This is a genomic window from Arcticibacterium sp., assembly GCF_055134445.1.
The window spans coordinates 67,111-83,340 of record NZ_JBSRVI010000034.1; the positions used below are offsets into that span (position 1 = coordinate 67,111).

The 16,230-nt window shown below is 36.4% G+C and carries 11 protein-coding genes; 10 read left to right on the forward strand and 1 reads right to left on the reverse strand.

What is annotated here, in order from left to right; all coding sequences use genetic code 11:
* The 8 genes from ACTBZY_RS04280 to ACTBZY_RS04315 all read left to right on the forward strand — a co-directional run bounded on the left by ACTBZY_RS04280 (position 1) and on the right by ACTBZY_RS04315 (position 9,681).
* The gene (locus ACTBZY_RS04280; protein ID WP_463045100.1) at positions 1-1,137 is read left to right on the forward strand and encodes an FIST signal transduction protein; all 1,137 of its coding nucleotides are present in this window, start codon (positions 1-3) and stop codon (positions 1,135-1,137) included.
* 1 nt (position 1,138) lies between these two features.
* Positions 1,139-2,638, forward strand: a complete 1,500-nt coding sequence (locus ACTBZY_RS04285; protein ID WP_463045101.1) for a response regulator — start codon at positions 1,139-1,141, stop codon at positions 2,636-2,638.
* A gap of 182 nt (positions 2,639-2,820) precedes the next feature.
* Entirely contained in the window at positions 2,821-3,546 is a 726-nt protein-coding gene (locus ACTBZY_RS04290; protein ID WP_463045102.1) for a LytR/AlgR family response regulator transcription factor, read from the forward strand.
* A gap of 354 nt (positions 3,547-3,900) precedes the next feature.
* The gene (locus ACTBZY_RS04295) at positions 3,901-4,539 is read left to right on the forward strand and encodes a hypothetical protein (RefSeq protein WP_463045103.1); all 639 of its coding nucleotides are present in this window, start codon (positions 3,901-3,903) and stop codon (positions 4,537-4,539) included.
* Positions 4,540-4,952: 413 nt separating this feature from the next.
* Positions 4,953-5,750 carry a hypothetical protein gene (locus tag ACTBZY_RS04300; RefSeq protein WP_463045104.1) on the forward strand — a complete coding sequence of 266 codons (798 nt, stop codon included), beginning with the start codon at positions 4,953-4,955 and terminating at the stop codon, positions 5,748-5,750.
* Between the two features lie 93 nt (positions 5,751-5,843).
* On the forward strand, positions 5,844-8,495 hold the full coding sequence (locus ACTBZY_RS04305; protein ID WP_463045105.1) for a hypothetical protein: 2,652 nt from the start codon (positions 5,844-5,846) through the stop codon (positions 8,493-8,495).
* Position 8,496: 1 nt separating this feature from the next.
* Positions 8,497-9,069, forward strand: coding sequence for a hypothetical protein (locus ACTBZY_RS04310; protein ID WP_463045106.1), 573 nt, complete (start codon positions 8,497-8,499; stop codon positions 9,067-9,069).
* A 12-nt stretch (positions 9,070-9,081) separates the two neighbouring features.
* Positions 9,082-9,681, forward strand: a complete 600-nt coding sequence (locus ACTBZY_RS04315) for a hypothetical protein (RefSeq protein WP_463045107.1) — start codon at positions 9,082-9,084, stop codon at positions 9,679-9,681.
* 268 nt (positions 9,682-9,949) lie between these two features.
* On the opposite strand, the gene ilvA is transcribed toward ACTBZY_RS04315, so the two are convergent.
* Positions 9,950-11,197, reverse strand: a complete 1,248-nt coding sequence (gene ilvA, locus ACTBZY_RS04320; RefSeq protein ID WP_463045108.1) for a threonine ammonia-lyase — start codon at positions 11,195-11,197, stop codon at positions 9,950-9,952.
* A gap of 376 nt (positions 11,198-11,573) precedes the next feature.
* Here ilvA and ACTBZY_RS04325 point away from each other — a divergent pair, with 376 nt between their 5' ends.
* Together ACTBZY_RS04325 and ACTBZY_RS04330 are read left to right on the forward strand one after the other, a co-directional pair.
* Positions 11,574-14,597, forward strand: coding sequence for a SusC/RagA family TonB-linked outer membrane protein (locus ACTBZY_RS04325; protein ID WP_463045109.1), 3,024 nt, complete (start codon positions 11,574-11,576; stop codon positions 14,595-14,597).
* A gap of 13 nt (positions 14,598-14,610) precedes the next feature.
* Positions 14,611-16,104 carry a SusD/RagB family nutrient-binding outer membrane lipoprotein gene (locus ACTBZY_RS04330; RefSeq protein ID WP_463045110.1) on the forward strand — a complete coding sequence of 498 codons (1,494 nt, stop codon included), beginning with the start codon at positions 14,611-14,613 and terminating at the stop codon, positions 16,102-16,104.
* Positions 16,105-16,230 lie beyond the last annotated feature (126 nt).

Here is a 16,230-nt window from a genome sequence, read left to right on the forward strand (position 1 = left end):
ATGAAAATAAAACAGGAACTTTTCTATAATGGAACTTGGCAAACAAAAAATGAAACCGAAAGTTTTAATTCTTTGGATTGTCAATTGATTTTGGCCTTTTGTGGTAAAGAACAGTTAACTACTGAAAATATAACAATAATAAGAGGAAAATATCCTCAAGCCAAAGTGATTTCTACCACTACGGCTGGAGAAATATTGGGCGAAGAATTACATGAAGATAGCATCTCGTTAACAGCCATTCATTTTGAAAAAACAGAAACCAAAGTCTTCTATGCGAACATTAAAAGTTGTACAGGAAGCTATCCACTTGGCAAAAAGCTAACAGCCCTCTTACCCACAGACGGGCTCAAATATATACTAGTTATATCGGATGGCAATTTAATTAATGGAACAGAACTGGTCCATGGAATTCTAAGTTCCAACAAAAACAACATTCTTATCACCGGTGGTTTGGCTGGTGATGGAGCCAATTTCAAGTCTACTCTGGTAGGCGTAGACTATAATATAGAAGAAGGAAATGTAGCATTAGTTGGCTTTTATGGAGATAATATTAAAGTAGGTCATGGTTCTTTAGGAGGATGGGATGAGTTTGGTCATGAGAAAATTATTACTAAATCTAAAAAGAACATATTACATGAGCTAGATGGCAAGAATGCCTTAGAATTATATAAAGAATACCTGGGAACTTTTTCTGAAGAATTGCCATCTTCATCATTGCTCTTTCCGCTTTCCATCAAAATGAACGATGAAGGCAAAAGCAACGTGAGGACAATTTTATCTATTAATGAGGAAAATCAAACCATGACATTTGCCGGAAATATGCCTGAAGGAAGTATCATTAGACTTATGAAGGCAAACTTCGACAAGCTTATAGAAGCTGCGGGTATGGCTGCGGATTATGCTTTGTCTGATTTAGAAGACGAACCTGACTTAGCTTTAATGATAAGTTGTATTGGTAGAAAATTAGTTTTAAACGAGCGAACTGAGGAAGAAATAGTTAAGGCTAAAGAGCGTTTTGGTAGTAAAACTAGGATTACGGGATTCTATTCCTATGGCGAAATTTCTCCATTAAATGAAAGAGCTGAATGTGAATTACAAAATCAAACCATGACCATAACAACATTTAGAGAAATTTAAAATGGAACTACATCCACTATTACAAAGGCATTTGCATAAGCATTACCCCGAAGAACTTGGTCATGAGCAAATTAGTGATTTATTAGAAGCGATAAGCAAGACTTTTTCTTCATTTGATAGGGATAAAAGAATTACAGAGCATGCTTTTCAAATAAGTGAGAAGGAGTACCAAAATGTTTTAAAAAGCCTAAAAAATGAAAATGAATTAAAAAGATCTTCAATCCTAAAAATGAAGCAAACTCTATTAGAGATCGATTCAACTAATGCAGATGTTTTACATGACACTGATGACTTAATAGAGATAATAGAACTTCTTCAAAGACAGCTTCAAATTAAAAATGAGTTAGAGAACACTTTGATAAAAGCAAAGAATGAAGCGGAAAAAGCGGCAAAAGCCAAGTCAGATTTCTTGTCAGTTATGAGTCACGAAATCAGGACTCCAATGAATGCAATAATAGGAAATATTCATATACTAAAGCAAGAAGAGCATTTGGAATCCCAAGAAGACTTCCTTGCCACATTACATGTATCATCTCAAAATCTACTTAATCTAGTCAACGATATTTTAGACTTTAGTAAAATTGAAGAGGGAAAGGTTTATTTTAATGAAAGACCATTAAATCTCAGAGAGATACTATCTGAAATTAGAGATATGAATAATTTCAGAGCACTAGAAAAGGAAAATGAAATTGTTTTGGACCTGGATGAAAACTTACCTCAAATTGTTCTTGGCGATGCTGTAAGACTTAACCAAGTCATGAACAACCTCGTCTCAAATGCTCTAAAATTCACTAATCAAGGAAAAGTAAATATTCAAGCAAAATTGAACGGAGAAACAGCAGAAATGTGGTTTATTGAATTTTCGGTAATAGATAATGGTATTGGAATTAAGGTGGAAGATCAGTATAAAATATTTTCAAAATTTAGCCAAATAAATGCTGAGAATAATAGAGAGCATGGAGGCTCCGGCTTAGGTTTATCCATCATTAAACAACTACTACATCTCCAAAAAAGTAAAATTCAACTAGAAAGTGAATACGGAAAAGGCTCGCGTTTCTTTTTTAATCTAGGAATGAAGAAAGCCAGTGATAGAGATAAAAATAATATTCAAAGAGAAGAAAATGTTGCAGCACATTCATTAAAAGGTGTTAGAGTGCTCTTTGTGGAAGATGTAAAATTCAATATTATAGTAGCAAATAAAATGATGCAATATTGGGGAATGGAAATAGATCTTGCCCAAAATGGAAAAGTTGCGGTCGAAAAAGTAGTTTTAAATCAATATGATGTAATATTAATGGATTTACAAATGCCTGTGATGGATGGCATTACTGCCACAAAAGAAATCAGAAAACTGGGAAGCAAAGTTCCCATTATTGCTTTGACGGCTTCTGTTTCTACAGAGGCAGAGAAAAGTGTCTTTGAGAGTGGTATGAATGATTATCTGACCAAACCATTTAATCCAAAGGATTTATTCAATGCAATAAAAAAGGTTGTTTTATAATGGTGCTAAGCTTCTCAAAAGAATTGTTTTTTCCCAATTAGCAATGTGTACCATAATATCTTTAAATATTTGACCCAGTTATTTTTACGATAATTAGAAAAATAGTTAGATTCACAAAAACCAAAGTACTAGGGTTCATAAGTCTACATTACTTTCTTACTCTAAATATCAAGACCCACCGGATGAATTGCATAATCATAGACGATGATACATTTTCAAGGACAATATTAACAAGACTCTGTGAAGGAGTGTCTGAGTTAGAAGTTATTGACACTTTCGCAAAGCCTATTGAAGCCATCAAGTTTCTAAATAACCACAGCATTGATCTAATTTTCCTTGATATTCATATGCCGGATTTTTCTGGATTTGATTTTGTTCAAACGCTTAAGAATCCACCTATGGTAGTTTTAACGACATCTGATGACTCTTTGGCTTTAGATGCATTTGAATTTGAATGTATAATAGATTATCTGGTTAAGCCTATTTCCCAATTAAGATTTGCAAAGGCAATAACTAAGATAAAAAAAATAGCTCCCTCTGTTTATTCAGAGACTCCAGAACTAAGCAAAGCTGTTAACACAGAATTGATTTCAAGCAAAGAAACTTTTTTTGTTAATATTGACAGAACATTGATAAAAATTGAGACCGCTGAAGTTTCCCTCATTGAAGCTAAAGGAGATTATATATTAATTAAGACCAAGGGAAAAGAGTACAAGGTTCACTCTACACTAAAAAATGTACTTGAAAAATTACCTCCAAAGTACTTCTTCCAAGTACATAGGTCTTATGTTATCAACCTTTCAAAAATTGTCGACATCCAAGATAACACCATCTTAATTGAAAAAAGTGTGGTACCAATTAGTCGTTCTAAAAGAACCGAATTCCTTCGACGTCTGGATTTACTCTAAACCAAACATAGATTATTATTTTTTCCGTAAAGGATACTTCCCGTTCTCAGAATAGGATTATTAAACACTTACACCCCATTTGAGATAATTCTGATATCTATTTTCTTGAATCGTATCAATGCGACCTTCGGAGCTCAATAAACTTTTACAGGTTTTCCATAAAGCAGTGCAAATTAATACTTCTGGAATTTCAACATGGTTTAGCTTCTAAAATCCGAGTTTTCTTAAACGTAATAAAAATACCATTCGCCGAAGCTAAAGTGTCAGTGAACTAAGATTGAGTTTTTTTCTTGAGGGAAGGCTCTAGGTTTGAGCATCGAAACAAAATTTTCTATTTAACAAAACAAATTTATTATGTTTAAAAACAAATTTATTATCACAGCAGCGTTTACCATTATCGCAGGATCATTAATGGCTCAAGACAACAACGACACAAACATTGCATCGCATCAGCTGGATGTTAATGTTCCAGAAGTTGCAATATTAGATTTATTTGACAACACTACAGGAACAGAGGCAGCCACCATTTCCATGGACATGACGGATGTTACTCTGGCTGGTACCAATAGAGAAGCTGGTCTCTATGCATTTGAGGACATGAGTTATACCGATTTGTTCCTAAACTATACGAGTGTTACTGGTGCAGGTGGTTCAGGGTTTGATGTTACAAGACAAATCGATGTTCAGTTAGAGACAGGCAGTACTTTTCCTAATAGCTTGGATTTAAGAATAACTCCAGAACCTCCAATTGTTGTAGTCAATGGTGGAACTACAAATTCGGCAGGAACAGTAGTAACAACTGGAGTAGCTTTGGGTGCAACTACACCAATTGGTACAGACGCGACACTTGTAAACAGTATTGAAAGTGTTTATACTGGTGACAGAAATAGTGGTGTAAGATTAACTTATACACTAGAGCAAAACGGAAACTTTGCTGATTACCAAGCTGGGCTATATCAGGCTAATTTAAGATATACTTTGTCTGATTTGTAATAGTATTGACGCTATAATTTAAGGCCTTATGAAACGATTTCATGAGGCCTTTTTTTTGTGCCAATCTAAAGTGCAAGGTTTCTAACCTTGATAGCAATTTAATCAATACTGTAATGTCATTTACAACTACTACTTCCGGATAGTCAGTAACTTATTAAGTAATCCTAATAACAGATATCTATTAGAAAAATTAAAGCAAATGAGTCAGAACTAAGCTTAAAACAAAGGATAATAGAAAAATCACTTGACGCCAAAAGTAAAACTGGACAACTCGAAGCCTCAATTTATAATAAGCTCTCTGGAGTTAAAGAAGGTTAAATACAAACCACCGAAGGTTAACTGCAACTCGTCGAAGAATCACTTTTTTAGATATAGGTAATGCGGAACTTGCAATCATAAAACAAAGCGAACCAATGAAATACCTGAAATCAATCGTACTAATTTTTACATTGTTAATTATCACACAAATCTCTTTTGCTACAGTAACAGTACTGAATGGTTTGACCCACGTATACAACGGAAATTCAGGTGAAGAGCTTTCTGGTGAGGTTGTTCTGTTTAATTCTAGCTCAAAACCTCAGTTAGTAAATTTCGAAATTAATGAAGCCCTATTTTCCTGCGAAGCCTACAGAGTATTTACGGAGAAAAACCCTCATGAGCAATCTTCCAGTGATTGGTTCAAAGGCGGGCTAATGACCAAACAAATGGAGCCAAACGAAAGGTTTGTCTATCGATATAGTATTCAAATTCCATTTGATGAAAACCTTAGAGGTTCATTTTGGTCGATGTTAATGATTACCGTGGATGACCCAATAAGAGAAGAAGTAGTAGGCAACAATATTGGGCTTGCCACTAAAATACGATACGCCATCGGATTGCTTACAAATGTTAATGGATTTGATGAAGTAGATTTAGAATTTGAGGCAGTAAAACTGCAAAAAGACAATGAAGCGGCTTCCAAAACCCTAGACATCAAAGTTAAAAATTTGGGTGAATTTATCGAGGGTGTTACACTTACCCTAGAGGTGTATGACAGCAATGGAAAAAAGGTGACCGAGTTTAAGACAGATCGCAATATTGTCTTTCCCGGAGTGTGCCGACTGTATAAGCTAGATATTTCCCAACTTCCTCCAGATCAATATGAATGTCTTCTTTTGGCAGACAGTCGAGAGGAGTTTACGGGAACTAATCTGTCTTTTTCAACTAAATAATTCACCATCTAAATCTCAATAGTGATGTTACATGCCAAAAACATATTTTTGTTCACTACAGTATTCTTCTTCTTAGGGATGACAATGTCAGTCATGGGCCAATCACTTTTTGAAATAAATACTGTTCATCAAACTCAATCCTACAGCACAGGAGCCCGCCATACTTTATCTTTTGAACTTAGAAATAAAAGTAAATCTACGCAAGAGATAATGCCCTCTCTTGAATTACCAGATAGCTGGCAAATGCACACTAACACTTCTATACATTCCATTCCAGCTGGAAAGAAAAAATGGGTTTACATAAGTTTCACTATTCCTAAATTAGAAACTCCTGGAAAGGTTTATGGTCACTTTCTTTTATCTACGGCCAACCAGATTCCGATTAGAAATAAGACCGTTAGCTTTAATATAGGAATGAATCATGATATTCAGTTGAAAGTGGCATCTTTCCCTAAAGCCTTGGAGTCAGGTGAGAAAATAACTTCTAAATACGAAATCATCAATCTTGGCAATGTAGCAGAAATGATTCAATTGAGTTCTGTAAATACACTTATTGGAGAATCTAAAATAGAAATACTGCCTGGCGAATCAAAAGTAATTGAGGTAGAGCAAGAGACTTCTAAAAAAAGTACAAGACTTCAATCTGTTAGTACGAGGTTAGATGTGGAGGTTTTAGAATCCGAAATTGTAAAAAAAGCATTTAGTACAACTCAGGTTTTTCCTAATAAAATAATCAAGAAAGATGCCTTTTTTAGATACAATATGGAAGCAAGTCTTTATCATTCAAACTATATTACTAGAGGGAAATATTATGATGCACAATTCATAGAAGTTAAAGGTAATGGCTATTTGGATACCTTAAAAGACCATCATATAAACATGATAGTTAGAGCACCAAATCAGTCTAATTTAACAAGATTGGCCGTCAATGATCAATACAGCCTTACATACAGATATCAAGATAAAACAACTATCCAGCTTGGGGATCATACTTTTAATATCAACAAATTAGGTTTTGCCAGTCGCTATGGAATAGGTGCGAAGATAGACCAGTCATATAAAAATTGGATTTTCTCAGTCTTTTATTCAAAACCAAGGTTATTTTATATTTCAAAAAAACCAATATTCGGAGGCAAAGCGATTTACCAACATAATGATAATTTAAGATTTGGATTGTCACTTACTAGTTCGAATGATATTGCTCAATACAATAACAACCAAGGCATTAGGGTAATTGAAGGTGGTGGGCAAATTTTAGTACTGGAAGGTAGTTATCTTACAGATAATACAACTATAACCACAGAGCTTGCCAGCAGTATAAATAAAGGGGAAATAGATTTTGCCACAGATTTAAATCTTACGCAAAGGCTTGGGAAATTCTATTATAATGGGAATCTCACATTGGCAGGAGAGAATTACTTCGGAATGCTTAATAACAGTGTTAGATATTCTAATGCAATAAATTATCAGAACAAAAAATTAATGCTAGGTGTTGGCCAAAGCTATTCCAAGGTCAATGAACGAATTGATTCTACCATTTATGGAATCCAACCTTATTTCCAAAATAAATTTATTTCAGCGGGTTATAGATTCAACATGAACCAATTGGTTAATATCCGAGCGTATGAGAGAATTAGGGAAGATTTAAGTGTTAATCAAATTTTCAATTATAGAGAAAAAGGAATCAATTATCGATATCAATATAAAAAATCGAACTTATCTGTTAATCTAAATGGACGGATTGGAAGAACCCAAAACTTATTCCTTGACGGTTTTAATATTCGAAATACTTATGGTCATTTTCTAAATGCTCATTATAAAATAAACAAGCAACTGTCAGTTCGAGGAAGTTTTAGTCATAATCACACAAATAGATATTCTAGGGCCAATAGCCTGAATGACTATTTCCTTTATGGAGCTGGACTTAATTATACCTTGAGCCAAAGTTTCAGATTTAATGCAAATTATAATAGCGGTTTTAGTCCAGAAGAAACTTATAAAAAAAGAGACTTAATAAATGCAGGCTTTTTCATGGAAATTACAAGAAATCATCAAATCGAAGCCAGAGTAAATTATTATATGAATCCAAGCGTAACTAACAAACGTGAACTTTTTGCTTTTGTGAAGTACACCTTCAAGTTCGGTGTTCCATTGAAAAAAATGCTGAAACTAGGTGGTATTAAGGGTCGAGTATTTTCATCAGATCCGTCAATAAGCTTAAAAGGAATTCAATTCATTGCGGATGGCTTGGCTGTTAAATCTAATTCAAAAGGAGAATTTGAATTAAACAATATAAATGAAGGAACCCATCAATTGCGACTTGAAGAATCATCACTCCCAATGAATGTAGTAACAAAAGAAGTTACTCCAATTGAAATTTCTATTCTTGAAAATGCAAGCCCATCAGTAGTAATTGAATTAGTGAAGGCCAAGGAGTTACATGGTCAATTAATTGTTGATGAATATGACCAATCACTAGTGTTAAGTGGAGAAATAAACCTTAAAAATAGTCTTTACAATTACACAGTACGTGCCGATAAAAATGGAAAATTCAGGTTTACCAGAATTGTCCCAGGTAATTACACGCTATCAATAAATAATTTGACAGAAAACACACTGGTTCCTTTTAATAAGAAAACTGAAATATCGCTAATGACCAATGACATAGAAAAAGTTGAATTAATGCTTAGGGAAAGAGTAAGGAAAATAAAGTTCAAAAACACTACAATACAAGTCTCTGAATAATATGAAAAAGTCAATATACATATCGTTACTCTTTGTGATTCTGATGAATACTATTCAGGCACAAAGCACAGTAAACGCCAATAATGCCACTGCCTTTGTATTTGGAGGTGATCAGCAATCGAATTCCATTCAAGTGAACATTCTTCCCATTGCAATCTTGGATGTTGAGCCAGACCCAGGGGTAGGAATAAGTTTTGGAGGCACAGTTACTTCGTTAGAAGCAGGACTACCAGCATTCTCGACAATTAATGTTAATGAGGAACTTTGGGTAAACTTTACACACAGAAGCCTAAACTCTCAGAATGCATCAATTAATGTAGCAGCGAATCAGGCTGTTCCCGCATCTATGACCATCAATGTGGAAATTATTACTACTGGTGCTGGGGGTAATTTCTCAGGGAACCCAGCTGGGGTTGTCTCTATAAGTCAAGCAAAACAAAGTCTTATTTCTAATATACCAAACGGATTTACTGGCGATGGTCTAAATTCTGGCTATCAGCTCAAATATACAATTCTAAATCCCAATGGCATTTCATTACCAACAGGCTTTGAAATTAATTACACAATAGAATAAATATAACCAATCATGAAAAAGATAATTTTAGTAATAATTTTTACCATTTTGAGTAAAGTTGGAATTTGTCAAATACTCCCAGGTTCTTTAGATGTTACTGGCTTCCCAACCATCTCTCAAAATTTCTCTGACCTTGTTACTGAAGCGGGCAATGATGATGGCATAAATGGATTTGAATCTGCATTTAATGCCACAGAAATAGCATTTATTTTAGACCCAATAGTAGACCCAACAACTGGTTTGGAATTGGAATCTTCTTTTGTGTGCTCAGAATATGTTTTTAGATACCAAGTTTACATGCATACGGTAGGAGTTCCAGCTAATATGATAATTGAGGCGAAAACAATTTCAAATGGAGGTGACAGGTTTCCCGCAGATGGAATTTATGATAATTTACTTATTCAACCTCTCGGCCCTAGAAATTTATCGCCAGAAAATGGGGGAAATTATATCCAAATTCCAAATGATGGTAACAATGCATTGAAAGTAATGGAATTCATTGGCTGTAGAGAGAATATTCCAATTCAGTTCCGAGTTAAAGCAAGTTCACTTGCAAATGAGACTTCCAGCAATATAAATGTAGTATATACTGTAGTTGGTAGTTTAAATTGATGAGAATACGTAATCAATCATCTGTTGCATATCTTAAATTCTCTGAACTTCTAAACTGAATCCTTTAAACAGGAAATTCTCAAAAGCTAGGTATAGCTCGTCAATAATTCACCTTGCTTGATAAAGATATCTTTCAAATAAGTCCGATAAGATTTAATTTGAACAATTTTTTATTCACGAAAATTGCGAGAGGCCTAGAGGGCTTCAAGATTCATATCGAAACATTTTAAGAGGAATGCCTCCCAAAGACTGATATATTCGACCTATCTCAGACCAAAAATTCAAACAACTCAGGTTTGTCATTGATGTAAGTAAACTTAATACCGAGCTTGTTCATCCTTTCGATTAAGCCCTTAAAGTTCTCTTTCTTCTTGATTTCAATACCGACCAAGGCTGGCCCTCTTTCACGAGCGGTCTTTTTTGAATATTCGAAAAACACAATATCATCCGTTGGACTCAAAACATCGTCCAAAAACTCCTTCATGGCTCCTGCTCTTTGAGCAAAGCGAATAATGAAATAGTGCTTTAGTCCCTCATATATCAGCGAACGCTCCCTTATTTCCTCCATCCGAAGGATATCGTTGTTTCCTCCACCAATAATACAAACTACATTCTTCCCTTTTATTTCATCCTGCATATCAGGAAGTGCCGCAATACTCAAGGCTCCCGCTGGCTCTGCTACAATGGCCTCTTCGCTGTATAAATCTAAAATCACAGAACAGACTTTGCCCTCCGGCACAAGAATTACTTTTGAAAGACCTTTCTTACAAACTTCAAAGGTTATCTCCCCTACTTTTGCCACTGCGGCACCATCCACAAACTTGTCCATTTCGTTCAAAACAATAAGTTTATCAGCATCTATAGACGCCTTCATGGCAGCAGCACCAGATGGCTCCACCCCTATGAGTTTGGTCTGTGGACTAAGCTGACTAAAAACCGTAGAGATACCAGAAGCTAAACCTCCGCCTCCTATTGCTAACAAAACATAATCAATTTTAAAATCCGCGTCCTTAAAAATCTCAAGCCCGACAGTTCCTTGACCTTCTATGACGTGTAAATCATCAAAAGGGTGAATAAACGTAGCTCCTGACTCGATAGTATATTTCTTTGCTTCCACAGAAGCTTCATCAAAAGAGTCTCCAACCAACTTAATCTCTACCCATGTTCCACCGAAAAACCGAACCTGTTTTATTTTCTGAGCAGGTGTGGTCGTTGGCATAAAGACCGTGCCTTTCACACCCAACTTATGACAAGCCCATGCCAGACCTTGGGCATGATTTCCTGCAGATGCACAAATAACCCCTCTATCCAAAACCTCTTGACTTAAAGAGGCCATCTTATTATATGCTCCTCTTAATTTATAAGAACGAACCAACTGCAAATCCTCCCTTTTTAAATAAATGTTAGCTCCAAACCTTTCAGAAAGGTTCAGATTATGTTGCAGCGGCGTATGCGTCACTATCCCTGTAAGTAGCTCTGCAGCCGAATAAATATTTTCGATTTTAGGCAATTGCATTTTTTAAATTTAAGTAGGCTGTAAATTAAAAGAGCTTTAAAACAAAAGGCAATCAAAAGCACAATTATCAACCATCAAGCCCTCAAATAGACAATACCTTTCAATATAATCCGTATTACGTCCATTAACTTAGAATCTCGGTAAGTCTAAATATATGACGTCAAAAGCCCTGTGTTTTGTAAAAAAACGAACTCTTATTGTATAAAAGGAAGAAGGGCTCTTCACTTCCATCGAATTGGTCTAGAATAATTTGTTTATCGCCCATATTCAAATATAATTGTACCCCTTCAATTAACACAAGAGAATTTTCCCAAGTTCATTGAATGCAATCCATACTTTAATTACACTAATCGTTAAACAAGCCAAATTTTCTTTTATGATCAAAACAAAACTTATTATTCTCCTGAGCTTCATTTGTGCCATTGCTAATGCACAAATAACAGGAAAGGTTACTGGAACGGACAATGAACCTATTCCTGGAGCAAGTGTGAGTATCAGTGGAACCACCACAGGAACAACTACCGACGCAAACGGTAAATACAAAATCAGTGCAAAATCAGGAGATGTGCTAACTTACTCTTTCATTGGTTTAATAACTGAGACCATTACTGTAGGTAACCAAAGCGTAATTGACGTAAGTCTAAAGGAGGATACCAAACTTTTGGGAGAAGTGGTAGTCACAGCTTTTGGTGTTACCAAAGAGAAGAAATCTTTAGCCTACTCTATCCAGTCCTTGGAAAGCAAAGAGTTAACAGAAGGTAATCAGAACAATGTGATCAATACCCTTCAAGGTAGAATTGCTGGGGTAACAGTAACCAATTCTGGTGGAGCACCTGGAGCCTCATCTGTGATTATGATTAGAGGTGGTACTTCTATTACTGGAAGTAATCAACCGCTTATTATTGTAGACGGTATTCCTATTGACAACTCTACCGATGGAGGCTCAGAAGTAGCAAGCATAAACAGAGCTTCTGACTTAAACCCTCAGGATATAGAAAGTGTAACCGTACTTAAAGGCCCAGCCGCTGCTGCCCTATATGGTATCCAAGCCGCATCTGGAGCTGTAGTTTATACCACAAAAAAAGGAAAAGCAGGAAGCGTAAAAGTAAGCTATAACGGAACCATAAGCACCAGCTCTATACTTGGAACACCAGGCATACAAACGGCTTACGGTCAAGGGGAACAAATACTAGGTTCTAATGGAACTTATACCTATAACTTGGAAAGTCCTCTTTCTTGGGGAGAGCAGTTAGGTTCAGGAACAAAGGTTTATAACCACATAGAAGATTTTTACCAAGCGGCCGTTTCTTATAATAATAACATCAGCCTTTCTGGAGGATCTGATAAAAGTCGTACCTACATGTCTCTTGGGAGGTTAGATAACAACGGCGTTATTCCTACTACTTCTTACGACAAAACGAGTTTCAGGTTATCCAATAACACCAAACTGAACAACAAGTTGACCGTAGGTGCTACAGCGAATTATGTTAAAACCAATATTTCAAGTACAAGAGACGGAAATGCAACCGGCGGCAGCTATACCAGTATCTTATCTTATCCTGCCAATATTGACATTCATGATTACCTAAACACCAATGGCACACAGAAACCATACTATGTAGACCAGATGTTTGATAACCCATATTGGAGTATGGATAAGAATCCTATTTCAAATGAGCTGAATCGTTTTATGGGTATTTTAAGCCTTGATTATAATATTTTGAAAGGGTTAAACTTGGCTTATAAGTTTGGGGTTGACGTTTATGACCAACATAACAGCTCTCTTACCACAGGCTCTTTTATTGAGTCTAGAACATCAGGCTCTATTGCTCAATATGAAAGACTTCATAAGAAATATACGTCCAATTTAATAGCCACTTACGACACCAAATTGTCGGATGATTTTAGCTTAAGTTTATTGGCTGGAAATACCGTAGAGGACTATAATCAAAAAACGGACTACTTAAGCGGTATCGGTTTTCTAGCTCCTGGGATATTTAATATCAGCAACATTGCTAAAGAAAACCAATCGATTACCGAGATAATCTCTAGAAGAAGAGGAATGGCCATTTTTGGTGAGGCTAGATTAGGTTATAAAGATGCCCTTTATCTTAATGTTACGGGAAGAAACGACTGGTCATCTACCTTACCAGTAGACAAACGTTCTTTCTTCTACCCTTCTGTAGGTTTAGCGGCTGTGGTGACTGAACTAACAGATCTAAGTTCATTTGAGGCTTTAAATTACTTGAAATTGAGAGCTACCTTTTCCCAAGTTGGTAAAGATGCTCCTATTGGTCAATTAGAGAGTTATTTGAGTACTAATATCAATGGCCTGGCAAGTTCTGCATACACTTGGAACGGGGTAGACGTAGGAAACCCAAGTCTTGAGCCAGAATTTACCAATAGTTTTGAAATTGGTGCGGAAGCAAGATTCCTTCAAAATAGATTAACCTTAGATTTAACCTATTATAATACCGTATCTGACAATCAGATTTTAACTGATATCCGCGTACCCCCAACTACCGGAACCTTCTATGCTACCTTAAACGGTGGCTCTATTGAAAACAAAGGTTTTGAAGCTTTATTAAGTTATAAAATACTTCAAAACACTTCAGGCCTGAGCTGGAATGCCATTTTCAACTTCGCTAGAAATGAGTCTAAAGTAAAAACCCTTCCTGGTGCAATTAATGAAGTTTACCTTTCAGACTCATGGACCTTCTTAAACTCTGCCGCGGGTGCGGGAATTTTAAATGGTTCACTGTTTGGACTTAGAGGTAAAAGAGCAGTTACTAATGACGCAGGGCAGGTTATTATAAATGCCAATGGTTACCCAACATTAACGGACCAAACCTTTACCGATATTGACAGACAACCAACCTTTACACTGGGTATCACAAACAGTTTCAAGTACAAAAATGCTGCTTTATCGTTCTTGTTTGACATCTCTTCCGGTAATACCGTTTATAATGCCACCAAATCTGCCATGGCCTATTACGGCGTAGGTGCAATAACTGGCGACAGAGGAACCACGACTATCATTGAAGGAGTAAGAGCAGATGGCTCTCCAAATACCGTTGCGGTAACTAAAGACCAAAACTACTACCAGAACTACTACAGCAGACTGGCAGATAACTTCACTGAAAATGGCTCTTATGGTAGATTGAGATATGTCAACCTATCTTATAACATCGATAAATCAGTTTGTAAAAAACTCCCTGCTCAAAACATCGAATTCTACGTTACGGCTAGAAATCTTTTAACCATAACAGACTACAGCGGGGTCGATCCTGAAATAAACGCATTTGGTGCTGGCGTATTGGGTGCTGGTTCTGTGGGTATTGACAACCTAAGCACACCAAACGTTAAAGGATTTGATGTAGGAATGAAAGTAACTTTTTAATTGAAAATCACTCATGAAAATATTATCTAAAGCTCTATATATGTTCTCGCTATTGGCATTGACGGCCTGTAGTGACGACTTTTTTGATGTAAACAGCTCTGTAACGGCTCCTACAACCGCTTCATTAGCTCCCCAATTTAGAATTCAAGGAGCTATAGAAAACACGTTTGCGGCTACGCTTTATCGTGGAAGTAGAGAGGTGCTAGGTGTCATGCAATATGGATCACAGAACGTGGCAAACTACTATTCTGAAGTTTGGAATAATGAGTTTACGACGGGTCGATATTTCCTTTGGCAAAATGCCTATGTGTACTCACTGCCAAATTCGGCAGACTTAATAGCTCTTGGTAAAACGCATAATAGCCCAAACTTTGTGGCGGTGGGTAAAATTTTGAGAGCTTATAATTTTGGATGTACGACGGACCAATACGGTGATATCGTTTTTGAAGACACTTACGATGGTCAATCAACGATGAACATCACGCCAAAGTTTGTAACTCAGAAAATAGCCTATACCAATATTATCAAAATGCTTGATGAGGCTATTGTAGAAATAAACCAGGCCAGCGATATAGAGCTAAACACAGCCAATGGAGATGTATTCTATCAAGGAGACAAGGCAAAGTGGATGAAATTAGCTTATGCACTTAAAGCCAGATACTTGAACCATCTTTCTAAAAAGAGTTCTGGAGACATGGCTTATAATGCAGACGCCATTATTGAAGCTTGCTCAAAAGCTTTAGCGTCAAACAGCGACAATGCCATGAGAACTTACGGAGGCGGTCTGACAGAAAATGACAATCAGCCTTACAGCTCTAAAGGTTACGGTAGCTCAAGAGTGGATTATTGGTCTGAGTTCTTTGTAGAAACCTTAAAAAATTCTCTAAACTTAGCCATCCCATTTGAGGATCCTAGACTAAGAACTATTGTTCCTGCTACTGCCACCGGCGAATACATAGGTGTGAAAATAGGTGCTGGCCCTGTCAATGGAAGAGATAAATACAGTATAGGTAACGGAGGTTCGTATACCAGTGCTACCTCTCCTACTTATCTGATGACCTTTAGCGAAGTGAAATTTATCGAAGCTGAAGCTAAGTTTAGAAAAGGAGACAAAGCAGGTGCTTTTGCAGCCTTAAAAGCTGGGGTTATTGCAGACATGACTAAAGCTGGCGTGGCAGCAGCAGATGCTGCTCCATACATTGCTAAGCTAGAAGAGATGGGTTCCGCTAATTTAACCTTATCACAGATTATGACGCAGAAGTATATTTCTTTGGTTTTTGACCCGGAATCTTGGGTAGATATGAGAAGAATGGATTACAGCTCTGAAATCTATAAGAACTTGTCTAGGCCTACCAATGTGAACTTGGCAATTTTCCCTAATGAAAATGACTGGATTCAAGGAATGGTTTACGAGTATAACGAGGAAGACAGAAACTATGAAAACATGCCTTCTAATATACCTGCAGTAAGACTAACAACGCCATTATGGTGGAATGTGGCGGAATAAGATTCAATCATAAATTCGAAAGCCCGCTCGTCAAATTGACAAGCGGGCTTTTTTCCCAAGTTTGACAGCCAAAAGTAAAAATCACATGCAAATCGGCTTTCTAATTAAATCTGGGAGGTTTTTTTG